The organism is Terrisporobacter vanillatitrophus (assembly GCF_051148895.1).
Classification (GTDB): domain Bacteria; phylum Bacillota; class Clostridia; order Peptostreptococcales; family Peptostreptococcaceae; genus Terrisporobacter; species Terrisporobacter vanillatitrophus.
Map to the genome: position 1 here is coordinate 3,633,578 of NZ_CP154625.1, position 26,736 is coordinate 3,660,313.

The 26,736-nt window shown below is 28.7% G+C and carries 28 protein-coding genes; 5 read left to right on the plus strand and 23 right to left on the minus strand.

Annotation, left to right across the window (positions count from 1 at the left end; all coding sequences use genetic code 11):
• Window positions 1-32: 32 nt before the first annotated feature.
• From TVTCOM_RS17790 to nadE, 12 genes are all read right to left on the minus strand, one after another.
• On the minus strand, window positions 33-785 hold the full coding sequence (locus tag TVTCOM_RS17790; RefSeq protein ID WP_434797587.1) for an HK97 family phage prohead protease: 753 nt from the start codon (window positions 783-785) through the stop codon (window positions 33-35).
• A 70-nt stretch (window positions 786-855) separates the two neighbouring features.
• Window positions 856-1,959, minus strand: coding sequence for a phage major capsid protein (locus tag TVTCOM_RS17795; RefSeq protein ID WP_434797588.1), 1,104 nt, complete (start codon window positions 1,957-1,959; stop codon window positions 856-858).
• A 2-nt stretch (window positions 1,960-1,961) separates the two neighbouring features.
• Window positions 1,962-2,099, minus strand: coding sequence for a hypothetical protein (locus tag TVTCOM_RS17800; RefSeq protein ID WP_434797589.1), 138 nt, complete (start codon window positions 2,097-2,099; stop codon window positions 1,962-1,964).
• Window positions 2,100-2,706: 607 nt separating this feature from the next.
• Window positions 2,707-2,985, minus strand: coding sequence for a BRO-N domain-containing protein (locus TVTCOM_RS17805; protein ID WP_434799766.1), 279 nt, complete (start codon window positions 2,983-2,985; stop codon window positions 2,707-2,709).
• Between the two features lie 359 nt (window positions 2,986-3,344).
• On the minus strand, window positions 3,345-4,193 hold the full coding sequence (locus tag TVTCOM_RS17810; protein WP_434797590.1) for a hypothetical protein: 849 nt from the start codon (window positions 4,191-4,193) through the stop codon (window positions 3,345-3,347).
• A 216-nt stretch (window positions 4,194-4,409) separates the two neighbouring features.
• Window positions 4,410-5,261, minus strand: a complete 852-nt coding sequence (locus TVTCOM_RS17815; protein WP_434797591.1) for a phage antirepressor KilAC domain-containing protein — start codon at window positions 5,259-5,261, stop codon at window positions 4,410-4,412.
• 99 nt (window positions 5,262-5,360) lie between these two features.
• A complete protein-coding gene (locus TVTCOM_RS17820) occupies window positions 5,361-5,555 on the minus strand; it encodes a hypothetical protein (RefSeq protein ID WP_434797592.1) in 195 nt (64 codons plus the stop codon).
• A gap of 412 nt (window positions 5,556-5,967) precedes the next feature.
• The gene (locus tag TVTCOM_RS17825; RefSeq protein ID WP_434797593.1) at window positions 5,968-6,804 is read right to left on the minus strand and encodes a hypothetical protein; all 837 of its coding nucleotides are present in this window, start codon (window positions 6,802-6,804) and stop codon (window positions 5,968-5,970) included.
• A gap of 131 nt (window positions 6,805-6,935) precedes the next feature.
• Window positions 6,936-7,385, minus strand: coding sequence for a hypothetical protein (locus TVTCOM_RS17830; protein ID WP_434797594.1), 450 nt, complete (start codon window positions 7,383-7,385; stop codon window positions 6,936-6,938).
• A gap of 659 nt (window positions 7,386-8,044) precedes the next feature.
• On the minus strand, window positions 8,045-8,953 hold the full coding sequence (locus TVTCOM_RS17835; protein ID WP_434797595.1) for a tyrosine-type recombinase/integrase: 909 nt from the start codon (window positions 8,951-8,953) through the stop codon (window positions 8,045-8,047).
• A 164-nt stretch (window positions 8,954-9,117) separates the two neighbouring features.
• Window positions 9,118-9,837, minus strand: a complete 720-nt coding sequence (locus TVTCOM_RS17840; protein ID WP_434797596.1) for a YebC/PmpR family DNA-binding transcriptional regulator — start codon at window positions 9,835-9,837, stop codon at window positions 9,118-9,120.
• Window positions 9,838-9,963: 126 nt separating this feature from the next.
• Window positions 9,964-10,719 carry an NAD(+) synthase gene (gene nadE, locus TVTCOM_RS17845; RefSeq protein ID WP_434797597.1) on the minus strand — a complete coding sequence of 252 codons (756 nt, stop codon included), beginning with the start codon at window positions 10,717-10,719 and terminating at the stop codon, window positions 9,964-9,966.
• A gap of 159 nt (window positions 10,720-10,878) precedes the next feature.
• Here nadE and TVTCOM_RS17850 point away from each other — a divergent pair, with 159 nt between their 5' ends.
• Together TVTCOM_RS17850 and TVTCOM_RS17855 are read left to right on the plus strand one after the other, a co-directional pair.
• Window positions 10,879-11,247 (plus strand): sulfite exporter TauE/SafE family protein, encoded by a 369-nt coding sequence (locus TVTCOM_RS17850; RefSeq protein WP_434797598.1) that lies wholly within the window; start codon window positions 10,879-10,881, stop codon window positions 11,245-11,247.
• Window positions 11,247-11,612 carry a TSUP family transporter gene (locus TVTCOM_RS17855; protein WP_434797599.1) on the plus strand — a complete coding sequence of 122 codons (366 nt, stop codon included), beginning with the start codon at window positions 11,247-11,249 and terminating at the stop codon, window positions 11,610-11,612. Before TVTCOM_RS17850 ends, TVTCOM_RS17855 begins: the two co-directional genes overlap by 1 nt.
• A gap of 41 nt (window positions 11,613-11,653) precedes the next feature.
• Here the strand turns inward: TVTCOM_RS17855 and TVTCOM_RS17860 are convergent, their stop codons facing one another.
• From TVTCOM_RS17860 to hflX, 5 genes are all read right to left on the minus strand, one after another.
• Window positions 11,654-13,147, minus strand: a complete 1,494-nt coding sequence (locus TVTCOM_RS17860; RefSeq protein WP_434797600.1) for a tetratricopeptide repeat protein — start codon at window positions 13,145-13,147, stop codon at window positions 11,654-11,656.
• A gap of 64 nt (window positions 13,148-13,211) precedes the next feature.
• Window positions 13,212-13,856, minus strand: coding sequence for a YigZ family protein (locus tag TVTCOM_RS17865; RefSeq protein WP_434797601.1), 645 nt, complete (start codon window positions 13,854-13,856; stop codon window positions 13,212-13,214).
• A gap of 73 nt (window positions 13,857-13,929) precedes the next feature.
• Entirely contained in the window at window positions 13,930-14,361 is a 432-nt protein-coding gene (locus TVTCOM_RS17870; protein WP_434797602.1) for an NUDIX domain-containing protein, read from the minus strand.
• A gap of 110 nt (window positions 14,362-14,471) precedes the next feature.
• Window positions 14,472-15,143, minus strand: a complete 672-nt coding sequence (locus TVTCOM_RS17875; protein WP_434797603.1) for a HEAT repeat domain-containing protein — start codon at window positions 15,141-15,143, stop codon at window positions 14,472-14,474.
• Window positions 15,144-15,157: 14 nt separating this feature from the next.
• Window positions 15,158-16,435: a GTPase HflX gene (gene hflX / locus TVTCOM_RS17880; RefSeq protein WP_434797604.1), complete on the minus strand. Its 1,278-nt coding sequence runs from the start codon at window positions 16,433-16,435 to the stop codon at window positions 15,158-15,160.
• Window positions 16,436-16,588: 153 nt separating this feature from the next.
• Here hflX and TVTCOM_RS17885 point away from each other — a divergent pair, with 153 nt between their 5' ends.
• Window positions 16,589-16,852 (plus strand): cysteine-rich small domain-containing protein, encoded by a 264-nt coding sequence (locus tag TVTCOM_RS17885; protein WP_434797605.1) that lies wholly within the window; start codon window positions 16,589-16,591, stop codon window positions 16,850-16,852.
• 63 nt (window positions 16,853-16,915) lie between these two features.
• Here TVTCOM_RS17885 and TVTCOM_RS17890 read toward each other — a convergent pair whose 3' ends face one another.
• The 4 genes from TVTCOM_RS17890 to TVTCOM_RS17905 all read right to left on the minus strand — a co-directional run bounded on the left by TVTCOM_RS17890 (window position 16,916) and on the right by TVTCOM_RS17905 (window position 20,917).
• Window positions 16,916-17,548: a TIGR01906 family membrane protein gene (locus tag TVTCOM_RS17890; protein ID WP_434797606.1), complete on the minus strand. Its 633-nt coding sequence runs from the start codon at window positions 17,546-17,548 to the stop codon at window positions 16,916-16,918.
• Between the two features lie 94 nt (window positions 17,549-17,642).
• Window positions 17,643-19,199: an ABC-F family ATP-binding cassette domain-containing protein gene (locus TVTCOM_RS17895; protein WP_434797607.1), complete on the minus strand. Its 1,557-nt coding sequence runs from the start codon at window positions 19,197-19,199 to the stop codon at window positions 17,643-17,645.
• 157 nt (window positions 19,200-19,356) lie between these two features.
• Window positions 19,357-20,094, minus strand: coding sequence for a zinc dependent phospholipase C family protein (locus tag TVTCOM_RS17900; RefSeq protein WP_434797608.1), 738 nt, complete (start codon window positions 20,092-20,094; stop codon window positions 19,357-19,359).
• Between the two features lie 13 nt (window positions 20,095-20,107).
• Window positions 20,108-20,917: an N-acetylmuramoyl-L-alanine amidase family protein gene (locus tag TVTCOM_RS17905; RefSeq protein ID WP_434797609.1), complete on the minus strand. Its 810-nt coding sequence runs from the start codon at window positions 20,915-20,917 to the stop codon at window positions 20,108-20,110.
• A gap of 574 nt (window positions 20,918-21,491) precedes the next feature.
• Between TVTCOM_RS17905 and TVTCOM_RS17910 the strand changes: the two genes are divergently transcribed.
• Together TVTCOM_RS17910 and TVTCOM_RS17915 are read left to right on the plus strand one after the other, a co-directional pair.
• Window positions 21,492-22,331, plus strand: a complete 840-nt coding sequence (locus TVTCOM_RS17910; protein WP_434797610.1) for a SpoIVB peptidase S55 domain-containing protein — start codon at window positions 21,492-21,494, stop codon at window positions 22,329-22,331.
• A gap of 342 nt (window positions 22,332-22,673) precedes the next feature.
• Window positions 22,674-25,274, plus strand: coding sequence for a transglycosylase domain-containing protein (locus tag TVTCOM_RS17915; protein ID WP_434797611.1), 2,601 nt, complete (start codon window positions 22,674-22,676; stop codon window positions 25,272-25,274).
• A 43-nt stretch (window positions 25,275-25,317) separates the two neighbouring features.
• Here TVTCOM_RS17915 and spoVAE read toward each other — a convergent pair whose 3' ends face one another.
• Both spoVAE and spoVAD read right to left on the minus strand, forming a co-directional pair.
• Window positions 25,318-25,680 carry a stage V sporulation protein AE gene (spoVAE, locus tag TVTCOM_RS17920; protein ID WP_434797612.1) on the minus strand — a complete coding sequence of 121 codons (363 nt, stop codon included), beginning with the start codon at window positions 25,678-25,680 and terminating at the stop codon, window positions 25,318-25,320.
• Window positions 25,681-25,692: 12 nt separating this feature from the next.
• Entirely contained in the window at window positions 25,693-26,706 is a 1,014-nt protein-coding gene (gene spoVAD / locus TVTCOM_RS17925; RefSeq protein WP_434797613.1) for a stage V sporulation protein AD, read from the minus strand.
• Between the last annotated feature and the right edge of the window lie 30 nt (window positions 26,707-26,736).

The window sequence follows — 26,736 nt, forward strand, 5'->3', positions numbered from 1 at the left end:
ATTTGTTTAAGTATTCTATAACAATGGATCTGTTACTCTAAATCTATGCTTTCATTTAAATTAGATATAATGTCTGAACAAGATAAAACTATCCCATTAAAAGATTGTTCAACTTCTCCATCTACAACTTTTACATCTGATTTTTTGTTATATTGAAGTAAAGTGGAAACATCTCCAATTATATTTAAAGCCGTATTTAAAATATCTCTATCTTCCCACACTCCACTTATATATGCTCTTTCTTCTGTATCTTGTGGTATCTCTACATCTTCAAGAACATTTAAACCTCTAGCCGATATTGTAGTTTGTGGATATGCAGGATTAGTAACTACTGATACTTCAAACAAAGTAAGGTCATTTACTTCTCTTGTATATGTACCGTCCTTTTCCTTATTCCATTTATCTTTATCAACTGTAAATCCAAAAGACATATTTCTTAAAATACCGTCTTTGATTAAAGTATGATAATCTCTTCCATAAGAAGTATCTGAAATATCTGCGGTCATTAATAAACCTTTTTCATCTTCTTTTAATGTTAATGAGCCATTCCTTGTACTTGCTAAAATTTTATTTTCATCATGTTCTGCAAGAAAATGTATATCATTACCTTTTTTTAATGCTCTTGTAAATGCTCCCTTTTGGATAATTTCTTTAAACTTCTTTTTAGTTCCTAAAAGGTGTGATTGTTTGCCTGTTTCATTAACATATCCTTGAACAGTCAATTTTCCATCTTCATCATTTTCAATAACATTAAAACTATTCATTCTTAGTTCTATATTTTTCAATGGATTTATCTCCTTTCATAAAATAAAAAAGGGCATAAAAAAAGAGCCTTCTCTTATGCCCTATCTATCATTAAGCTACATTTTTTAAAACTCTTATAGCCTCTTCATTTTTAATTTTAACATCTGCAAAAACATCTAATATCATTGTTACAGAACCTCTTAAAGCATTTTTAGTATCTGCATTTATATGTTTTAATTCCATATCCTTTTTGATTATTCCACCAAAAGCCTCTTCAACATTAACTAGGTATGCTTGAACACCTTCGACTTCTGCCATATCTTCTGATACTACCACTTCACAACCAAATAATCTATATTGAGGTTTTCCATCTATTATATCTCTTGTTAAGTAATAATGTCCTAATTGGTCTTTTAATAGAGATAATTTATTAAATTCTGCTCTTGATACAACCCATATTGCTTTTTCTTGAAGTGTTGGGTGCATAGCATTTAAACAATTCATATAATCATCTATTCCAACTTCTCCACCTAAAGGTGCAACTTCACATTCCTCAGGAGCATTTACTAAACCTTCAAATTGTTCTCTTTCAACTGTACCTAATATCATAGCTTTATCTAAAGTTTTAGCCAATCTTCTAACTAATAGGCTATTAGCATATTCAACTATATCTATTCCACTATCATTAACTAATTTTTGTGTTAACTGTACAACAGTTCCAGCTCTACGTTGTTCAAGTTTTACTTTTTCAAATTCAAAGTCTGATATATCTAAATCTTCACCTTCACCAAAGAATCCAGCAACTCCTATTTCTTTTTCTTTTAATATTTCTAAGTTACCATTTACAGGAGTTAATTTTTTTACTCTTCCAAATAATGGTGCAGTTTCATCTAACTTTTCAACTATTTCTTCTGATATAGAAGTTGGTATTACTGCACTTCCATTTGAAGTGTTTAACTCTCTTACTTCTTTAGTTCTTATAAACCCTTCTAAGGCTTTTCTTTGTTCCATGTTCTTTTCCATGCTGTTTACCTCAACTTTCGTAGTTTCTCTTTTTAAGTTATCTAACTGATTGTCTATTGCTCTTACTTGGTCTTCAAGTTCATCTATTGTTTTTTGCTCTTTTGCAGACCTCATTTCAATAGGCTTGTTCATTAGAATATTTTTAGTTTTTTCTAACTTTGCTCTTTGTTCTTTTAAATGTTTTTTATTCATATCTAGTTCCTTTCTAGGTTAAATAATTTATCCTTATCAATTTCAAATTCAATCTTACTTAGTATCAATTCTAATTTTTTAATTGGTATACTTCCTGTTTCAGAAAACCAACAATACACAGTCTTTTCACTTAATCCCATTTCAATTTAACATTTTTTTAACTCCTTTGCAAAAAAAATAAAGCCAACCATTATTTTTGGAGGTGTGGTTGGCTTTGCATTAATAGAAAAAAGAGATAACTCAATAGAAGAAAATAAATGTATTAAAGAAACTTCTTATTTTCACTCCTTTTATGTATTATCATCTTTCAGTATATATTGTATTATCAGAACGGAGTGTACAACTAATTTTGTAATATTTCTGCTAAAAGTTTTAGTAAATAAATTACCATATCATCTACACTATCAAACCATTGAAATTTCAACAGTATACTCAAAGTATACTGTTACTAAACTTTCTCATAAAAATATGCCTTTTTTACAATTAATCCTCTACCGTCAGAACACTATTTCAAATTAAAGGTATAAATTATCAAGCAAATTTTTAAAACCTTTCTCAACTAATTCTGTTGGGTTGTTTTTTCTAAGGTTACGCAAAGTAACCTTAAATTCTAGTGTTACTTAAAATAACACTAAAATTTCATTCGTTTTAAGATGTTACTGTTGGTAACACCTAAATTCTAATGTGATATCAAATCACATCTAATTTTTAAGTGATTTGACATCACTTAGAAATCCGACGGTAAATTTAATTTACCTTCGGTTTTCTACTTTGCATTAATACTTCATATAAACCACCTTCAGTTAAAAACCATTGTTCTTGTTGTCCTTTTAATGCGTAAGGATTGTTTACGCACACCCTTTCTTCTTCGTCAATGCTTTTTAACATCATTCTAGTGTTGCTATGTTCTATCCAATTCGCTACATCTTTCGCTAGAAATAATGGACTTTCTTTTGTCCCATAAATTCTAAACTCTTTTCCTAAAACTTGTCTTTCATCAATGAAACAAGAATTAATAGTAAACAGTTTTCAGTTTGGAATTGAGGGGTTTGGGGTGTCCCCAACAGTATCAGTTTTCAGTTTCAGTTTTTGTGCAATAAAGGAAATGTCACGAAGTGATGTTTCCTTTTTGCATACTTAGTTTTAATAAAAAAGTTCTAATAAATAGTTCTAATAAGTACCCCACTTCCAACCCAAAATATATGAAGGTATACCCCGTTTCCAACCCACACGATACCCCGTTTCCAACCCACACTTACACCCATTGAAATTACTTATGTTTAGTAACTCCACTTTTACATCCAATCATTATTTTTGTTCACAATTATTTAATTAAATATGGAATAAAAAAAATAGGTAGCAAAAATAATGCCACCTGTAATTTATTATCTTTTTTGTTTTTTCAACTCTGTTTTAACTCCGTAAAATTCATATCTTCCAACTAATTTTCCATCTACAACTTTTGTTTTTAAAGCATAATCTATAATATCAAAACTATATAATGTTTTTAATATAGTTCCTACTAAATCAAGTTGCTTTATAGTTACTTCGCCTTTTTTATTCGTTATACCACACGATTGTGCAATAGTACTTCTATTCATGTATAATATATCTTTGCCATTTGCTTTTATATTGTCTAAGTTACCTTTTATAAAACAATATATTTTTAAAGCGTTTCCACTTAATGTTTTTGAAAAGGCTTTATATGTTTCTTTTGGCATTCTAGTAAACAGATACTCTTTTGTTTGTACTATATAATAAACTTCATCACCATTGTCAAGGGTTACTAAAGTGAAAACTTTCTTTTTAACTAACTCATCAAAAGTTGATTTCATAGTTTTTCTTGACATTATAGTATTTTCATATCTACCACTTAGTTTCAATTCTTCTTCAAGCTTAACAAAGTTCAAATCATTGTTATAGATATAGTGTTGTCCGTTGTTATTGTGTCTTGAAATTCCTAAAAACGCATAATATACTAAAAATTCATTTGCAGTAAGTCCTTTTATAAACTTTCCGTCTGATATTACAAATATATCGCCGTTAAATTCTTTTACTTCTTCTATTAATTCGTCTTCTATTAATTCATAGTTTCCAAAGTCTAAACACATTCCACATTTAGTAAAGTTTTCACACATATTTCCTTTATAATTTATATTTAAGTTTTCCATAATTATTTTCTCCATTCGTTTAATAATATTTGCCATTGTGACATTTTCGTTTGTAATATTCATTTTTCATCCTCCTAAGTTAACTATCGGTTATGTTATATTAATAAAGACTAAAAAAAGTCTGTAAAACTTTTTACTAATTGAGGATAAAATTTATTAATATAATATAAATAAAAAAAAGCCGTAACTTAATACGACTTTAGTAATCAATTATTAAATTGTTCATTCTTACTCCTTTAAATAGTTAAAACAGGTACAATTGCACCTGTTTTTTTGTTTCTATATTATTCCTTCTTTACTTAATTTATTGTAAATATATTCTTGTCCTTTAGGAGTTATTAGTGTAACTGGCTTGTAATCACCATTTTTCAATTCCTTTTGCTTAACAGTAAAGTAGCCTTTGTCAATATACCTTTGCTCTGGTATATTGTGTTTTGCTCCATAGAATTTTACACCCTTAGATAAAAATTCATCTTCTTGAAGTATCTCTAAATTTCTTAACATTTGCATAAGTCTATTTCTTCCTGTACCTAAAGTTTTTGCAAGTAAAGAAAAGTCTATATTTTTACCATTATCAATAAATCTTTCATATATTTCCACTTTAGGCTCTTGTTCTTGTATCTTTTCTAGCAATGGTATAGTTTCTATTTCAGTAAGTTGTTTACTTGCTATAACGCCTTCTTGACCACCATTATAAATAGATAGCAATAGTTTAGCCTTTTCTTGCTCTTGGTTGTTTATTTGCTCTCTCATTTCAAAATACTGTCTTCTGAACTCTTTTCTTATTTCTTTTGCTTTATCTGTTCTCATAAGTTGAATTAGAGCCATATATCCCTGTTCAGATAGTAGATATATATTGTTTGCCTTTGATATTCCCATTTTTGAAAATCCTAATAGTTCTAATTTGTGGTGATTACTACCCACCACAATTTTTAAATCTATAATATCAATTCCAATTTCAAATTCATCAATATTACTATTGATTAATCTATTAATTTCTTTTAATTCTACTTTATGTATTTGTGCTACTGATTTTACAAGTACACACCTTTTTCCTTCTCCAAAAGCACCTTCTAAATTTGGTACTTTTACTCCCATAAATTCTGTATAATTTTTTGCTCTTAGTTTCATATTAATTTACCTTTCATTTAATTAGTTTAATTATCCTTTAACGATTGATCTGTTTCTCGATATCCATCCAAATAAAAAAGCAACCATAAAAATGGCTGCTTAAATTACTTCTTCAATTTCAAAATATTTTTGTGCTAATTCTAAAACTTTAGCTTTCATTTTTTTACTTCCATGCCTTTTACCTCTTGATAACATATTCATATATACTTCTGTTGAATCAAGTTTTCTTGCCATAAAAGCTTTACTTACTCCGTACTCTTCTGTTAAAATTTCTAAAACTTCTTTAATTGTCATAGGTTTGTACCTCCATAAAATAATTTATAAGATAGTTTGTTTAACTTATCTATAACTATTAGTATTTTAAGGCGAGTTCCTACAACCTATATTTATAAATTTTTTTAGTCTGTAAAAGTGGGTTGGTAGTATCAACCGAGTTTTTGGTGGAGCAATTTTACGCTACCAAAAGCATTGCCAACAATTTAGGTTTAACCTCCATAAAAAGTAAAACGATACTATCATTTACTTTTTAAATCCAATATTTTGAAAACGCAATTTTGTGGTTTCTAAAATCCAATATTTTTTGGATACAACTTAAATTTGTGTCCCGTTTCTACATTGTATAGGTATATTTGAAACGATACTTGGTAAGTACCATTTCTACATTTGGACGTAAACTTTAAATGTACGCCAAAATAAAATTATGGTTTTATTTATATACTTCTATTCTGCTTATATTAATTCTCCTTACGGGTTTATATATTCTTTTTCTTATATGAACTAAACCTGTATATGTAACTAATGTTTTTCTATACAAATCATTATTGCTTTCATTTTTATAATATCCCCATCTACCTTGTTCAGAGCAATATTGATAAGTATAACATTTCTTTATATTTTTTATTCTAGGTATATCTTTATTATTAATCATTCTCCATTTCATAATCCAAGGTATGTAAAAATACCCACCATCACCCCCAAAGACATTTGATAAATTTTTCATATCATATTTATCTGTTGCATATTTATCTGTTATTTCACGATAATATTCTTTATAATCTCTCATAGTTTGTTGACTTTTAAACATCACACATAACTTATCTGTTGTGTAAATGTATCTTTTAATTCTATCTCTGGATTTAACTCTCATGGGAGCTACTTCATTATATAAAAATTTTGGAATATAATCTTGTCTAAAATCTGAATTATTATAGTACATTCCAGAACTATCATATTCTATTTCTACGTCTTCTCTTTTTATAGTTTTACTGTTTTCAAATATACTTAATAAGAATGTACTATATTCTTTTTTGTTAAGTTCTTCATGGCTATACGCTACATCAAACTCGCTTTCTATTACCCAGTATTTATCATCATAATATTTTTCTATATCCGATTTTAAATCTAAATTATGAGTAGTTTTATAAACATTTTTTATGCTTTCTCCACCATATCTATTTTCAAAACTATGTTTTGCTTGACCTATGTAAATTCGCTCATTCTCTTTATTTGTAATTCTATATACATATCCATATATTTTATTCATTTTTATGCCCCTTTATATAATTATCTGATAAATTAATTATATATTAAAAAAATTTGTATTTATAGTAAATATATATAACTGAAAAAGATAGGCTTTTAACCTATCTTTTGTTGTTTATTATTATATAAAATTTATCCTCTAGAATTAATATTACTCATTACTTTCTCATTTTCTCTTTGGCGTTTATATTGCTCTTCTGTTTGATATGTATGACCACACTCTGAGCAACTCATTTTAGCTCTTACCCCTCTATTTTCAGTCATTGGTATTAGTTTACCATCTTTATGGTAACAAGCTGTGCAATATGGACCTTTCTCATCAATCCAATATCCATTGTCCTTTAATTCTATTTTATCAGACATATCTTTTTGCTTTTTTAATTCTTCTATTTGTTTGTTTAATTCTATAACTTGTTTTGTTAAGTTATTATTTTCTTCTGCAAGCCTACTATTTTTTTCAATAAGCTCCATTGCAGATGTTCGTAAATCCATTATTTGGCTACCAAAGTCAATGTCTTTACTTGTATCACTAACATTTTTTAATACATCTGTAATTGCTTTTAAAACTACTAGAAATTCCATAAAACCCCTCCTAATTGTATTTTACTTAAATTGTAGCACAATTAGTTTATTTTCTTATCTATATATTCTTATTATGTAATCTACTCCTGTTCTTTGTTTTTGCTTGTATTATTTAAACTTTTATATAGCTTGTACCAATGTTTCCTAAGTACAATTCCAGATTGTAAGAGAGTGAAATGAATATAGTTATGCCTAAGTACCAAAGACTAAAAAATAGTCAATGATACTTAGACATAAAACATTTGAACAATTCCGTCATGCTCGGTCGCTCATTCAATCTCTAGTTAGTTTTACCTTTCGGATATTCTTTTTACATAGTCCTCGCCCTTACAACTTAATCTAATAAGTAAAGAATATTGCTATTTCATATTTCTATGAAATACGATTTTCCTCTCCACCCTTTCTTGGTCGGTGTCACCTATCATCATAAGTTCAAACGGTGTAGCTAGAGTAATATCCTCCTTATGATTGTTGATTTTTTGCATTGGCTCAACTCACCTTATGATATATTTATAGTTGCTCTTTTGCTCTTAACAACTACTTGACCACTTAAATTTAAACTGTTATAATTTTGGTACAAGATTTTCTTATTAAATTTTTAGCGATTTTGATTTGAGTTCTTGTGTAAAGAGGTGTTTCCAGCACCTCTTTTTTATTGTCTATCTTAAATTCATTAGTGGGCTCGTTATTGCTCCCATTTCTACAACTTCACTATCTTTTATTGATTGAAGATATCTTTTTGTAATGCTTACAGTTTCATGACCTAATAATCTTGATAAAGTATAAATATCTAGTCCATTTTTTAAATGCCTTTGTGAGTAATAATGCCTAAATGTATGCGGTGAACACCTTATGTTACCTCGTACATCACATTCCGCTCCACATAGCCTTACAACTCGTTCTATTGCTTCTATGGTTAATGGATTACCTCTATAAGATAAAAAATAATTAGTATATTTCATGATATTATTTTTATAATAACTAGCCTTTGCTCTTTCGTATTTCATCATCTGTTTTTTCAAAACAGGTGATATGGGTAAAAATCTTTCTTTATCACCTTTTCCAACTATTTTTAAGTTGTTTTCAAATATATTTAAGCTATCCATTTCACAAAGTTCATTTGCTCTAATACCTAAATCAACTAAGCAGTATATAATAGTCTTATTTCTTATGCTCATAAAATCTCTTCCTTTGTAGTAACTCAACATTTCTTTTACTTCTTCATCTGTAAATGTTTCAATTACTGTTTTACCTTCCTTTTGCCAATTAACTTTTTCCATTGGATTAGTGTTTATGTATTCTTCATTATTACAATATTTAAAAAATGCTCTAAGAGATTTATAAACGTTGTTTATGTAACTTGCTTTGTTTCCTTTTCGTTTCATAAATGTTGCATAATTTTTAATATGCCTTGGATTTATTTCATCAAGGGTATGTATTTCACACTCACTTTTTAGGTATGCAAATGTTTGATTAATATTATTTCGGTATGTTTTTATAGTTCTTATTGAAATGTTTCTTGCTTGTAAATCAAATACAAACTCTTCTAGTAACTCATTTAATTGCATAAAAAATACCTCCTTTCATAGAAATTTATATATTTCTATAAAAAGAGGTATTTCATAATCAAGATTAAAAAAATCTTAAACGTATGTCGTAATCAAGCTCATTTTTTAATGTATATCATAACTATACATTAATTAAAACGTTGAAATTACTATGTTTTATATGACTATTCTGTTATTTCCCAGTTATGGAATACATTTTGTACATCATCGTCGTCTTCAAGTAAGTCTATTAATTTTTCCATAGATTTAACTTGACCTTCTTCAGATAATACAGTTGTAGTTTGAGGCACTAATTTTACATCAGCAGATACGAATTCATATCCTTTTTCTAATAGCGCATCTTTAACCATATTGAAGTCTTCTGGAGTTGTTACAACTTCGAATCCGTCTTCTTCTGTTATTATATCATCTGCTCCAGCTTCTAAAGCATCATCCATAAGTTGATCTTCAGATACACCTTCAGCAGCTATTAATATTTGTCCTTTTCTATCGAACATAAATCCAACACAACCAGTAGTTCCTAAGTTACCACCATTTTTATCAAAGTAGTATCTCATGTTACCAGCAGTTCTGTTTTTATTATCTGTTAATGTTTCAACTATAACAGCTACTCCACCTGGTCCATATCCTTCGTAAGTGTTTTTGAAGTAGTCTTCACCTGCACCAGCTCCAGCACCTTTTGCTATAGCTCTACTTATATTATCATTTGGCATATTATCAGCTTTAGCTTTATCTATAGCTGTTTTTAAAGCTGCATTGTATTCTGGATCTCCTCCACCTTCTTTAGCTGCAACAGTTATAGCTCTTGCATGCTTAGTGAATATTGCTCCTCTTTTAGCATCTTGTTTACCTTTTCTATTGATAATGTTTCCTATACGACCCATAGTTCCACTCCTTATTTCTTATGTGTTTACCACATTAAAATTAAATGTTATTAACACCGTAAATTTTAACATAAAAAATCAAATTAGTAAATGTATGTACTTATTATTGATACTTTTATATTAAATTTAATCAAATATCGGTGGATTAGGTGCAACTTGTCTCTTATGCTCACTTATTCTATGAAGTCTATCTATTATTTCTAAATCCTTCTCTGGAACCTCATCTCTTTTTCCTTCAACTACTTTGTCTATCATATTATAAGTTGTTCCCATTTCATTTTCATCAGTTTGTCCTTCCCACAAACCTGCTGATGGGGCTTTATTTATTACATCTTCGTGTACTCCAAGTTCTTTTGCCCATTCATAAACTTCAGACTTTGTTAAGTTTGCAATAGGTACTAAATCTACTCCACCATCTCCATATTTTGTAAAGTATCCAGTATGTACCTCTGCTGCATTATCTGTTCCTACAACTAAATATCCTAAATCATTTGCAACAGTGTATAATGTGCACATTCTAACTCTGGCTCTTAAATTTGAATCTGCCGTTCTTTCTCCATCTGGATTAAATAAATTTTTTTCTTTTAATGCATTTAAAGCTGTATTTCTAATTGCCATTTGTGGTTCAGTTAAGTCAAGATCTATATAATCAATTCCACATCCGTTAATTACTTTAAGTGCATCTTCTCTATCTTTTGGATTGCTATTTATGCTCATTATAACACCTATAGAGTTATCCGGACATGCTTTTTTTATAAGGTTTGCAACTACTGCTGAATCTATTCCTCCTGAAACTCCAACTACTAATCCTTTACAGTTAGCTTCCTTTACTTTTTCTCTTAGCCATTCAACAGTTTTTTTAATTTTTTCACTTCTGTTCATAATTTTGCCCCTTTCACCAAACATTTTTAAGTTTATTATAGCATATATCCTTATTATATTTTGTATGCATAATATTAAATAATCTTTTAACAGAATTTCATTATTTATTAAATAAAATTCCGATTTTGGTTAAAACTAATTCAAGGTAGGTGAATTTTTATGAAAAAACAATCCACTCCCTTTAATATTAAAAATTCTGTAATAGGTTTATTTACTGGATTTATCAATGGTGTTTTTGGTTCTGGTGGTGGAACCTTATTAGTCCCCATACTAAACAATATTTTAAAAGTTGAAGAACATAAATCCCACTCTACTGCTCTTGCAGTAATTATATTTTTGTCTACAACTAGTTCAGTTATCTACATATCAAAAGGTACCTTCAATATAAATTTAACTATACAAGCAGCTATAGGTAGCATTCTTGGTGGGATTATTGGTGCAAAACTTTTAAACAAAGTAAATGGGAAATTTTTAAGAATCGGATTTGGTATAGTAATGATAATTGCAGCATGTAGGATGGTGTTTTAATGCTTGTTGGTATAATTGGATTTTTTGCTGGAATTATTGGCGGAATGGGAATGGGCGGTGGAACCATACTAATTCCTGCCTTGGTCTTATTTGCAAATATAGACCCTAAGTTGGCACAAAGTATAAACTTAATTTCTTCCATACCCATGACTATTGCAGCATTAATTATCCATATAAAAAATAAAAATGTGGAATATGAGTTAGTACTTCCAATAGCTATTTTTGGCATGGCGGCTGCCATAGGTGGATCTTTATTAGCTGAACATTTAAACTCAGAAATACTACGAAAAGCCTTTGGAGTATTTTTATTTTTCATAGGACTATATGAAATAAAAAAAGGTATTTATGATAACAATAATAAATAAAAAAGGTACTATATCTTTCACAAGATTTAGTACCTAAAATTTTATTTTAAATCTTCTTCCAATTGAGATACCATAGCAAAATCTTTTATTGCCTCATCATAATTCCCCATATTACAATAAGCATCTCCTCTGTTTTGATATGCTTTTAAATCATCTGGATCTATTTCTATGGACTTTGTAAAATCAGCTATGGCATTATCATATTGTCTCAGTTCATAATATGATAAACCTCTATAGTAATAGGATATAGAACTTTGAAGTAAACTTAATGAAGAAGTGAAATCATCTATAGCCTCTTCATATTTCTCAAGCTCTAAATTTATTATACCTCTTACATCATATATCCTAAACTCTTCAGAATCGTATGTTAAAGCAGTAGTTAAGTCTTTTTTTGCTCCTTCTAAATCTCTCATTAATGATTTGGAAGTACCTCTATTATAATAAATATTTGCATTTTTGTAATCTAATTCAATAGCTTTTGTAAAATCTTTTATAGCTTCTTCATGTCTACCTAAATTATCTAAAGCAAAGCCTCTTTTATAATAAGCTTTTGCATTATTATCATTTAAATATAACACTTCACTAAGATCTTTTACTGCTTCTTGGTAATTATCTATTTTCAGATTTACCAAAGCCCTGCCATAGTAGGCTTGCTCATACTCACTATTCATTTCTAAAGCTATAGTAAAATATTCTATAGCCTCATAATATTCCTCTAATAAATAATAAGAAAAGGCTGCATAATAATATACATCCCCAAAGTCTTGATTAATAGCAATAGCTTTTTTATAATCTTTTAATGCTTCTTCATGCTTTTCTAAAAGTGAATAAGCAATTCCTCGATTGTAATATAACCTATCATCAAATTTTTCTAATTCTATGGCTTTTGTAAAATCTTCTACGGCATCTTCATATCTAGTCATCCTACTATAGTTTCTTCCCCTATTATAATATGCACTAACATCGTTTTCATCCAAGTCTAAAGCTTTTGTAAAAGAGTCTATAGCCTTTGCATATTTTTTTAATTTAGAATAACAAACACCCATATTATAGTGAACAACTTCATAATTTTCATCAATATCTATAGCCTTTTTATAATTTTGTATAGCTTCATAGTAATAACCTTGTCTAGATAAACAAACTCCCTTACATCTATATGCCTCTTTGTAGTTATCATCAAGGTGAATAGTTTTATCAAAATCTTTTATTGCTTCTTCGTACCTTTCAAACTTTATATATAAGTTTCCTCTAAAATAGTATCCTATAGGTTCATCTTTATATGCTTCAATGATTTTATTAGCATAGTAAATTTTTTCATTAATTTCACTTTCTACATTTATATGATTTAAGATATCTTGAATAAATAATTTCTTTTCCAAATAACTTACTTTTGCATTTAATTCTTTTATCTTATTCTCTTTACTTTTTTCAGTAGAATATTTATTAAATCTTCTTTTATTAATTCTTGTGACTATCATTATGACAAAATACATTAATAAATTACATAAAATAATTAATACTATATTTTTTAACATAACTCCCCCCCAGTAATGCATTTTTTCATTTTAAATTAGTTTACTTCCCTTTTTATAAACTAATTTAAAGTATTAATTGACCATCCTTTTCTGATAAATAGTACTCATCTCCTAAACTTACATCTGCTGTTCCGCTTGTTATATCGATTATTCTATCTTTTAATGATTCTACATCCTGAACCTTTGAGTATACTATTATTTCTACCTCTTCTGAATATATAGTATCCTTAACTGTAAAACCAAGATTCATTATTTCATTTTGTATTTTACCAAGTTGTGTGTATTCAATTTTAATCTTTACTTCAGTATATTTAACTTTTTCAATTACAATTCCTGCTTCTATGCCTATTTTTGCACCTTTAGTATAAGCACGAACTAATCCTCCTGCCCCTAATTTTATTCCTCCAAAATATCTTGTTACAACAACTACTACATCTCTTAAATCTTCCTTTTTTATTACTTCTAAAGTAGGAATACCTGCTGTACCTTGAGGTTCGCCATCATCACTATATCTTTGTATGTTCATATTTTCCCCAACAGTATAAGCCCACACATTATGAGTTGCATCCTTGTGTTTTTTCTTCATCTCATTAACGAACTCTATAGCTTCTTCTTCTGTCTTTATTGGTTTTGCATATCCTATAAATGTTGACTTTTCAACTATATACTCGTCTTCTCCAAACTTATGTAATGTTTTATAACTACTCATCAATTCCTCCTGTATTATAAAAAAGAAAGGGGTTCACCCTTTCTTGAATTTTCTTATTTAATTATATTATATTTTACTTTGCAATTTCTGTATTACTTTTCTTTTCTTCTTTATATTTTTTATATGAAACATCAACTAACGCTTTTTCTTTGTTATGAGCTAACATATCCATAGCATCTTTTATTTTATAGAAACCACCATCTAAAAAGTCTTCTCTTATTATGTATTCTGGGTTTTCAGCTTCCATTACGTACCATACTATGGCATTACAAACCTGTTGTTTTCTAGTTCTTGAGTAAAATTCATACATAGTATCTCCTGCTACTACTAATGGACAAGCATTTACTCCTGTCTCGTTCTTTACTCTACTTACAGCGCTATCTGCTGCCAATTGACCTTCAATAACTTTTCCTTTTGGTAATGTCCATTCATGTCTATCATTTTTTAATAAAAGTACTTTATTTGCGTAAAAAACAACTCCACCTGCACAACGTCTTACTATCATTTTAAAACCCCTCCTATTAACCTTTGAATTATTTTTCATTACATTTTGTTAAATTACGGAGATAAATCTCTGATAACAATTAATTATTAAGTTGTCTGCTGCTGATACTACTAAAAACTTTCCTCCTCAAGAACTTTGATTGCTTCTTCATAAGCTCTTAATACATATTCTTTTTCGTGATTGCTTTTCAATAATAGTTTTCTTAAAATTAGTAAACTGTTATTGTTGCCAACTACAGATAAAGCTTTTGCACAATACTGTCTAGTTTGTGGATTAGAATCATATAATCCTTTTTCTAAGCATAATCTACTTTTAGGTGACTGGATTTTTCTAATAGCTGAGTATGTAATTCTTCTAATGTCTGAATGTCTATGCATTGTTAGAGAGTGCAATAAATCTAAATATTTTTCCTCTTTTAACTCCCCAGTAGTCCATATTAAAATTATTAGATCTTCAGCATTTTTTTCTAGCCTGATTCTTTTATAAAGTTCTCTTTTGAATTTTAATATCCTGTCTTCATCTAACCCTAGTTCATCAATAAAATCAAGTCTCTCAGATTTCTCTAACTCCAAGTACTTATCTAATATATCTTTAGAGTTTTCAATTTTATTCTTAGACATTGACTTCATCTCTAGTTTTGCCTTAATTAGTTGATCCTTTACTTCCATTGTAGATATGTTTCTAATTTTACTTATTTGTGGTACTGTTTTGGACTCTTTATAAAGAAGATAGGTAATGAAGTGATCTTCAAGTTGGTCGATATTACTCCAATTTATATCCATTTTATTACCCAAAATTATTTTATATAGTCCTTATATATATTATAATCTTCTTCATCTAAATTTACATCAACAGAAATACCATTTTCTTCATAATTAAAATCATTAACATTATATTTATCTTTTATTTTGCTAAATACATCTCCTCTTTCATAAGGAAGCAGAAGACTTACTTCATAAGTATCTTCCATTAAGGCTTCTTCAATTAGTTTTAATAATTTATCCATATTTATTCCTTTTTTTGCAGAAATATATACCTTATCTTTTTGATTTTTTGGATAAATATCAAGTTCTAGCTTATCAACCTTGTTATATACTATAATTGTTTTCTTGTCGCCAACTTCTAAATCTTTTAAAACAGATTCTGTTGTTTGCTTTTGAAGTTCATAACTACTATTAGTTGCATCAATAACATGAAGTATTAAATCTGCATATTTAACTTCTTCTAGTGTAGCTTTAAAAGCATTTACTAAGTCATGTGGAAGCTTACTTACAAACCCAACTGTATCTACAGCTAAGAAATCTCTTTTATTAGGTAGAGTTGCTTTTCTTAAAGTAACATCTAGTGTAGCAAATAGCATATTTTTTACAAATACTTCTTTTTCTTCTTCATAATCTTTATGTGTTTTTATTAATTCATTTAATAAAGTGGATTTTCCTGCATTTGTATATCCAACTAATGCAACTATTGGAATATTTGATTTCATTCTTTGAACTCTTTGAGTTTCTCTATTTTTTGATACTTCTTTTAATTCTCTTCTTATATCTGCTATTTTATTTAGTATAATTCTTTTGTCTATTTCTAATTTTTGTTCTCCTGGTCCTCTTGTTCCTATACCAGCACCAGTTCTACTCATCTCTCCGCCCATACCATAAAGTCTTGGCATTCTATATCTAAGCTGAGCAAGTTCAACTTGTAGCTTACCTTCTTTACTTAGGGCCCTTTGAGCAAATATGTCTAATATAAGTGTAGTTCTATCTATAACTTTTCTACCTATAGCTTCTTCTAAGTTTCTTATATGAGCTCCTGATAATTCATCGTTGAAAATTACCATAGTAGCTTCAGTAGCTTCACAATATGCTCTAAGTTCTTCTACCTTACCTTTTCCAACATAGTATGCTGCATCAATAGATGGTCTATTTTGAATTAAACTTCCAACAACTTCTGCTCCAGCAGCCTTAGTTAATTCTTTTAATTCTTCCATTGATTCATTTATATCTATGTCATCTATTTTTTTCACATTTGTTGTTATATTAAGTCCTATAAGTAAGGCTCTTTCTTGTTGTTTTTCCATTTTTACACCTCTTCATCTTAATGTATGTATATGTTTAAAATCATTTTCTTTGCTATATTTTTTGTAACTAAATAAATAATAATTTTTTATAATTATACCATTAAAGTTAATATTTAGTATAATTAAATTATTAATACTAGGAGGTTTTATCTTATGAGTGAAAATTATAAATTCTTTAATCATAAAGAATGTGAATACTTTCCTTGTCATAAAACAAATGATCCTGACAATTTTAATTGTCTATTTTGTTATTGTCCCCTTTATGCCTTAAAAGATAAGTGCGGAGGCAATTTTAGATATACTGATAGGGGTATTAAAGATTGCTCTAACTGTACTCTTCCTCACAGAAGAGATAACTATGATTATATTATTGGAAAATTTAAAGATATTATTAATATAACTAAAAAAGATGATTAATAATCTACATAATAAAAATAATACCAACTGATTTTAAATTAAATCCGTTGGTATCATTTTTCATTATTTATATCTTTTATTCAACACTCTATAAGATATTTGTAGCAAAATACTTATCATAAGTATTATCGATAAAATAAATATTCCTATATGGAAGAATACATCCTGTGGCAACATATTAATTACTGGATCTATACTCGGATCAAAAATCCAATAATCATTGGAAAATACGGCCTCATGAAATTTTATAAAGAAATAATTAAAATTAATCATAAGTGGAATTGCTGTAATTATTGGTAACAATATGGTCATTATTGATGCAGTATTTAAAAATTTTATATTTTTATTTTTAATACTTAGAATAATGCCCAAAACAGAAATTAGTCCACTTATATAAAACACATTTTTAACTATCTGAAAAATATTCCTTACTTCTTCGAAATGAATTTTTCCTTCTTTAGAATATTTAATTGTTGGTAAATGAAATTCTTCCACATTTTTATTTAGATTATAATCAATTAAATAATCATAATTTAGCTTAATTTCTTCTTCAGTAAATCCACTCATTTCACTTATGTTTAATTTTTTAACATCATAGTAATATAAGCTTTTGCTTCTTAAACCTAATATGACTGAACCACTAATTATAAAAATAGCCATTGAAAATGAAATTAAGATATTTAATAATCTTTTCATTTATACTCCCCTTGAAATAAATTTTATATTTCCCTTTATACTTTTTAAGCAACGATATATAAATATACCGTTGCTCATATTTTTAAAATTAAATTTATACTATTTTAGTAGTGAAATCTTCTATATTCCACACATTATCTACTATATCACTATAGAATTCAGGTTCATGACAAACTAATAAAACAGTTCCTTTGAACTCTTTTATTGCTTTCTTTAATTCATCCTTAGCTTCTACGTCCAAGTGGTTAGTAGGCTCGTCAAGTACTAAGAAGTTTATATCTTTAAGCATTAACTTACAAAGTCTAACCTTAGCTGCTTCTCCCCCACTTAAAACTCTAACTTGAGAAGTTATGTGCTCATTTGAAAGGCCACATTTAGCTAATGCTTGTCTTACTTCATAGTTTGTTAATACTGGATATTCATTCCATACATCGTCTAAGGCAGTGTTGTAGTTGTCCTTTGAAGACTCTTGCTCAAAGTATCCTACTTCTAAATAATCGCCTAACTGTACTGAACCATCAAATGCTTTTTGCATTCCAAGTAATGTTCTTAGTAACGTAGACTTACCTATACCATTCATCCCTTTAAGAGCTATTTTTTGTCCTCTTTCTAATTGGAAGTTTAATGGTTTAGTTAAAGGATCATTGTAACCTAATACTAAGTTATCTGTTTGGAATATAAATCTAGAAGCTGCTCTAGCATTTCTAAAGTTAAATGTTGGTTTTATTTTCTCTTTTGGTCTTTCTAAAACTTCCATTTTATCTAGAACCTTTTGTCTTGAGTTAGCCATTCCACGTGTAGCAACTCTTGCTTTATTTCTTTGCACGAAATCTTCAAGTTTTCGTCTTTCTTCAACTTGTCTTTCGTAAGCACTTTCTTCTTGTTTTTTCTTAATTTCATTAAGTCTTACAAACTCATCGTAGTTACCTTTGTATCTAGTAAGTTCACCATTTTCTATATGATAAATTACGTTACAAGTATCATTTATAAACGGAACATCATGTGATACTAAGATAAAGCTGTTTTCGTATTCTTGAAGATATCTAGTAAGCCATACTATATGTTCCTCATCTAAGTGGTTAGTAGGCTCATCAAGTATAAGTATTGTTGGACTTTCTAAAAGTAATTTAGTTAAAAGTACTTTTGTTCTTTGTCCTCCACTTAAATCATCAACATCTCTATCTAATCCCACTTCTCCAAGACCTAATCCGTTAGCTACTTCTTGGATTTTTGCATCTATTGTATAGAATCCACTATTTTCTAATATTGTTTGGATTTCAGCAGTTTCCTCAAGAAGTTTAGTCATCTCCTCGTCACTTGCTTCACCCATTTTGTCATACATAGCAAGCATTTCTTGCTCTAATTCAAACATGTGCTTAAAGGCACCCCTAAGAATATCTTTTATTGTATTTCCTTTTTCAAGAACTGAATGCTGATCTAAATAACCAACAGTTGCTCTTGAAGACCATTTTATATTCCCTGCGTCTGGCATAAGTTTTTTTGTTATTATATTTAAAAAACTAGATTTACCTTCTCCATTTGCACCAACAAGTGCTATATGTTCACCTTTTTTAAGTCTAAAAGATACATTTTCTAGTATAACTCTAGCCCCGAATCCATGACTGACATTTTCTACTACAAGCATTTTCACACCTCTTCATAAATTTTTTGTCTATAATATCTATACTATTATATTTCATTTTAATAAAAATGTATATTTATTATTTTTTCCTTTTTCAATAAGTACAATAATGTTTATATAAATAAAAAGAGTCACCTTAATTTTTTTAAGTTAACTCTTTTATTGATTAGTTATGTTTATTTACTTTTTCTTTTTTTCTTATCATATCTAAATCATCATAAAACATTAGCATACATCCAGCTGTACTTCTTTGGGCAAGATTTAGGGCATTAAAAGCTACTAGATAAAACTTAGTTTTATCTTCGTGTACATTTTTGTACATATAATCAAAGTTCAAAGCACTTCTAGAGTTAGACTCTATATAGTCGCTTACACTATTATAAACTAAAGGACCTTCCTTAGTTTTAAAGCGTTTTACTTTTCTATAATTTAATTTTACATAATTCTCAAATTGCTTATGACTATCTAGTAGTTTTCTTTTAGCATGTTGAGGTATGGTTACATCTTGAATCACATGACACATAGCCCCAAAATAAGCCATTCCATTTACATAATCATCTTTATTAATAAAGTGTAATGCATTTTTATAATAAGTATCTGCTAATGTCATGGCATTAGTAGTATGTCCATACATTCCTCTTTTGTCTTCTGGATTATAAAAATGAAAATATGACTTAAAATCTTGGTCAGCCCATACTAACCCTTTATTTATATATGACTCAAAATTATTATAAAATTGAAATTGTTTTTCATATCCTTCATCTCTTAGTACATCTAATGCACTTTTTTGAATAAATAAATGTACTTCGCAGTTTGTATTTATTATTTTCTTTTTAATAGGATTCACTACTCTAAAAGTCTGAGATATTATTCTACCACAAGCTTTTTCTAAACGATTTTTCATTTATATCACCACTTTAATTAGTCTGAAAATACTCTTCTACTCCGTCAGCAATACTTTGCATCATTTTTCTTTGATAATCTTTATTAGACATCATTTCATCTTCATTATAATTACTCATAAATCCCATTTCTACTAATACTACTGGCACCTTGGACCAATTGAATCCTGTTAAGTCATCTCTTTCAAAGATTCCATTAACTTTAAATCCTCCATTGTCCATTTTATTTTTGATTAAATTGGCACATTCATAGCTAGCCTCGAAGATTGATGATGTATATTTACCTTTTTGTGATGGAATTAAAATAGATGCACCTGTTATTGATGTATCGTCAGAACCATCAGCGTGGATTCTAATCACCATATTTGCATTATGATCATTAGCAAATGTAGCTCTTTCTAGATTGCTTATACTAACATCATGACTTTCTCTCGTCATAATAACGTCAAAGCCTTTACTTATTAATATATGTTTTAAAACTTCAGATGCTTCTAAATTCAAAATATATTCTGGTTTTTTTGTACTTATCCCAACTGTACCAGAAGAAACTCTAGCTTTTTGGTATGACGACCCTGGACCAACAGGTTCACTTTTCCAATCACCCTTAGCTTGATGACCTGGGTCTATACAAATTAAATATTTCTCAACTTTTTCTTTTTTCTTTGCATTTTCATTTTTAGTTGAGTGTTTATTTTTGTCATCTATTTTTAATCCTGTAATTATAGATGCACTATTTTTATATAAGTTTTTCATTGGATCTGACTTTCCTATAAAAATTATGCCTAAAATCATTATGATAATGAGAGATACTTTATAAACCTTCATAAGCCTTCCTTTCTTTTTTTATAATATTTAATATAAGTTATTATTTCCACTTTCCATTGGCTTATTTATCATAATAGTTTTTTATTTTCTATTTTTAACATATATATTTATATATCTAAATTTATAAGTAATTATAAAGCTTTATTAAGATTTTAAATATATGAATGCACAAAGAAAGAAATATAAGAAAAGAAAAAAATAAAAAAAATAAAAACATATTTTGCAAAAAATTACATGTTTTTATTTTTTTTATTTTTTTGTCCTTTAAATTTAGCCATTTTAAATTATCCTTTGTTTTTTTATGAAATCTTCGGCCTTGTTGAAACTCATTTCCAAGGATTAAAACTTTTATACTGAGCAACATAATATTAAAGCACCAACATGAACACATGATAGAAAGAAGGTGTTTTATATTTTAAATAAAAATTTAAAAGATGAAATTACTTTAAAAAAAATAAAAAATAAAATTAATGGTTTAGTTTTAATATTTTTTTATGTTTTTCTATATTTTTTCTCAAATAATTTTATTTATTCACAATCCTTAGAAAAAAGTGATTGCGAATACTTAATACCAATGGGAAATATATTACAAATTGATGCGCAATTAAAAAATATCATTGTCAGAAATGAAGTTAATGGTTGTCCTCTAAAAGTAGGAGATTCTATTTTAAAAGTTGAAGATAATGATATTGCTTCTTACGAAGATTTTAATTACGTCATCTCTTCTATAAGAAAAACTGATGATATATCAGTTTTAATAAGAAGAGAAAATTCAGTTTTTTGTTTAAAATGTGATAAAAATGCCTTAGATAAAATTAATTTTAATAACTTAATATCAGGTTTTGCTACTTTAACTTATATTAATCCTGATACAAAGGAATTTGGTGCAGTAGCTCATTCTATTAACATTGGAACTACTAAAAAAATTCCTATAAAAAAAGGTTGTATTTCTTTCACCAATAATTTAAATATTAAAAAGTCATCCAAAGGTAATGTTGGTTGTATAAGTGCTACAAAAGATAATGTAATTGGTGAGTTTGAAGATAATACTACTTTTGGTATTAAAGGTGAAGTTAATAATATTGATATATCTAACTACAAAAAATATAAAGTTGCAGAAATAGAGGAAGTTAAATTAGGAAAAGCTCAAATTATTTTACAAGATAGAAATAATATTTGCAAAAAGTACAATATAGAAATAATTAATATTGAAAAGCAAAGAAAGCCTGATTCAAAAGGAATTAAAATTAGAATCACTGATCCTCAGCTTTTAAAAGAAACTGGTGGTATTGTACAAGGAATGAGTGGAACTCCAATAGTACAAGGTAATAAGATAGTTGGTGCTGTATCACACGCTTTAGAGAATAATCCTACTATAGGATATGGTGTTTATATTAAATGGATGTTAGAATAATCTCATTAAAAGAACTGCTTAAAAGCAGTTCTTTTTTAATTTTTTTATATCTTTTTAAATAATTAAAAAATAGTTAATACTAACAGTATAAACTAAAATATAAATAAATATTTTTTAATTATTTTGTGAATATATAAATATTAACATAATTTAATGTTATACTTAAAATCAAATATTTTTACTAATTATTGTATAAAATTAATAATTTTACTTTATTATTTGTATATTATAAATGTATAATTATATTGTATCTTTTACTTAAACTGAAATTAGCATAAAGGAAATTTTGTAAAAATCCTTAAATATGTTATAATTATTCATTAAAATAAGGAGGTTAATCTTATGGGAAGAGATAATCGTGATGATAAAAATAAAATCAAGAGAAGAAAAGTAAGCTCTTCAGATAAAAGAAATACATCTCAAGTCTCGAGCAAATCGAGTAGTTCTAGTAGTAAAAGAAAAACTTCTAGTCAAAAAAATTCTGGAAGGTTTAAAGGTGTTAAAACAGTCGCTCTAGTATTTTTAGTATTTTTAGTAGTCGGTGTAGCAGCAGTATCTGGTATTGTGTTTGCTTCACTTAGAAATACAGAAACTATTAATAAAGCTTACTTAGATAAAAAAACATACCAAACAACAGAAATTTTATATGCTGATGGTAATTTACTAGCAAAAGCACAAACTTCTGACAAGAAGGAACCTGTAGGTGATATAAAAGATATTAGTAAGGATTTGCAACATGCTTTAATAGCCGCAGAAGATGAGCGTTTTTATGAACATAACGGCGTAGACATAAAAGGTTTAATACGTTCTGTAGCAAATACTCTTATGGGCAATAAGCAAGGTGGTTCAACAATACCAATGCAGCTTTCGAAACTTTTAATTACATCTCAAGAACAAAGTATCACTCGTAAGATAAAAGATATTTACTATGCTTTTGAAATGAGTAAAACAATGTCTAAAGACGATATATTACTTGCTTACTTAAACAATTTTTATGTTGGTAATGGTTTATATGGTTCTGAAGCTGCTGCTCAAGGTTACTTTAGCAAATCAGCTAGTGATCTAACTCCAGGTGAATCTGCTCTATTAATGGCTGCTACTAATAATCCAGGTAGGTATTCGCCATATATAAAAGAAAAGTTAGATGGAACTGAAACTAAAGAAGATGTAGAAAATAAATTATTATTCTATACTAATACAACAGATGATACTTGGGATGAGCCAACTGAAGTAGAATTACAAATGGTACAAAAAATATACTCTTGGGGCTTAATCGATAGTGAAACATATAATCAATTGATGCATAAAACTATTGTTGTTAGAAAAGCCGCACCTAGAGAAGCTGCTAAAGAAAAACAAAAAGCTATTTTATCAAAAATGCTAAGATTAGGTTATATTACTCAAGAACAATATGACAAAGAAGTAGCTGCATCAATTGAAATAAAGCTACCAAAAGTTAAAGAAACGGTTGTTTCCTCTGTTGAAGACTATGTTTATTCTGAAGTATTAGAAGCTTTAATGAACCAAGGATATACAAAAGAAGAAGCACAAAACATGTACTATAATGGTGGACTTAGAATTTCTACTACTATAGATGCTGGTATGCAAAAAAACCTAGAAACACAATATGATAATGAAAGTAATTTCCCTGGCTCTGAAAAAGGTGCTGATGGAGTTGTTCAGCCTCAATCAGCCATGGTTATATTAGACTATAGAACAGGTCAAATTAAGTCATTAATAGGTGGTAGATATGTTAAAGGTAAAAGAACTTTAAATAGAGCTACTAATCCAAAACAACCTGGATCAACTATAAAACCTTTATCAGTTTATACACCTGCCATAGATACTTTAGAAACTACACAATCTAGTGCATTTAGTGATGCAAGAGGTGGATATAAATTTGAAAAAAATCAAAAATGGAATCCAAAAACTACTACTGCTGGATCCGGTATGATGAGTGCACGTAAAGCTTTAGCCATGTCATCAAATACTATTGCAGTAAAAGTAGGTGAAACATTAGGTGGCTCATATAACGAATGTATTGATGTAATGATAGATTACCTTGAAAATTTTGGTATAACTACTGTAAAGGATAGCAAAACTGATAAGGAGGATACAGATAGACAATTCCCTTCTCTAGTATTAGGTGGTATGTCTCATGGTATATCTCCACTAGAAATGGCCTCTGCATATGGTACACTAGCTAATGGTGGTAATTACATAGAACCTACAGTATTTACTACAATTGAAACTTATGATGGTAACTTAATAGCTAAATCTAATCCACAAGAAAATAGAGTGGTAAGTGAAGATGTAGCTTATGTTATAACTGATATGCTTCAAGCCGTTGTTAAAGAAGGAACTGGTAAAAATGCATCTATAGATAATATGGCTGTTGCAGGTAAAACAGGTACTACTAATGATGCTTTAGACGTTTGGTTTGCTGGTTATACTCCATACTATGTTGGCGCAACATATATAGGTGATGATGCTGGAACAGGAAAACCTAGAGAAAGTGTTATTGGAACAAGTTCTACAGCAGCTGCCCTTTGGTCAAGTGTTATGACTCCTATACACAAAAACCTAACGCCTGTAGAAAGCTTTACTAAACCTGACGGTGTTTATTTTACTAAAATAAATCCAGTAGATGGTGGAACTTCATCTTACGGTGTAAATGCTGCATTTATTGAAGGAACATATCCTAAACGTGCAACTACTCAGGCACCTCCAGTTCAAGAGAAAGAGCCTGATGAAGAAAGTCCAAATACTGATAATGCTGGAGATGGGGATAATCCTCCAGACGAAGACAATACAGAAAAACCAGAAGAACCAACACCTCCTGAAGATACAGGTGGTAATAATACTGATGGAGGCAATGAAGATAACTCAGGAAATAAACCAGTAGATAATACAACAGAAGGTACTGATCAAGTTAATGAGTAAATAGATAAATAAAAACTTCCTTAGTAATAAGGAAGTTTTTTTATCATGGTTTTGTTTTAGGATTAAATATTACAGATATTACATAACCAAAGAATATGGCAGCTGCCACACCTCCAGCTGTAGCACTTACACCTCCTGTAAATACCCCTAAAAGTCCATCTGTTTCTATTCCTTTCATAACTCCTTTTGCCAATGAATATCCAAATCCTATTATAGGTACTGTTGCACCTGAACCTCCAAAGTTAACTATAGGCTCATATACTCCTAAAAATGTTAAAATAGCGCCTAAACTTACATAAGTAACCATTACATAAGGGGTCTGCATCTTAAAATAATCCATCATTATTTGGGCTATTACGCATATTAGCCCACCAACTATAAATACTTTTATATAATCTAATAACATAAGTCATACCTCCTATTCATTTACAATTACCACACCATGAGCTACTGATGGTATAGTTTGCTTTTGAAGTGTACTTGTTGGAGATAATAAAGCACCTGTTGATACAAGCATAACTTTATTAAATTCTTTTTTAAGTAATTTATCGTATATATATGAACAAAATACTGTGGCTGAACATCCACATCCACTTCCACCACAGTGCACATCTTGCTCTTCCAAATTAAAAATTTCCACTCCACAATCTGTGTATACTTTTGATATATCTAACTTCATTTCTTTTAATAAATCTATTACTATTTGTTTTCCAAGTTTACCTAAATCACCTGTAGCTATAATATCAAAACTATTAGGATCATCTTTTGTATCTTGAAAATATGAATATATGGTATCTATTGCTGCTGGAGCCATTGCAGCACCCATATTATTTCCATCGTCAATTCCCTTATCTATAACCTTTCCAGGTATAATATATTTTATTTTAGGCCCTTTACCATCTTTGGTAAGCAAAACACTACCAGCACCTGTAACTGTCCATTGAGCTGTCATTGGTTTTTGATTACCTAGTTCTAAAGGAAATCTAAATTGTCTCTCTGCCGTACAGTAGTGACTGGAAGTTCCGCATAGTACATACTTAGCATATTCTCCGTCTATGGCCATAGAACCTAAACACAGTCCCTCTGACATGGTAGAACAAGCACCATATATACCAAAAAAAGGTATACCCAATTCTCTAGCTGCAAAAGACGCTGGAAATAATTGATTTATTAAATCTCCTCCAAATAGAAAGTCCACATCTTCCAATGTTTTATTTGCTTTTTTTACACTCATTTCCATTACAGTTTGAACCATTTTACTCTCCGCCAATTCCCAAGTTTTCTCACCATATAAATCATCAGACAAAATTAAATCAAATTTATCTTTTAAAGGTCCTTGTCCTTCTTTGGGGCCTACAATGGAAGAAGCCGCAATAATTGTAGGCATATTATTTAGTTTTATAGTTCTTTTTCCAATTCTTTTTTTATTCATAATTTCACACCCTTAAATATCAATTTTTAA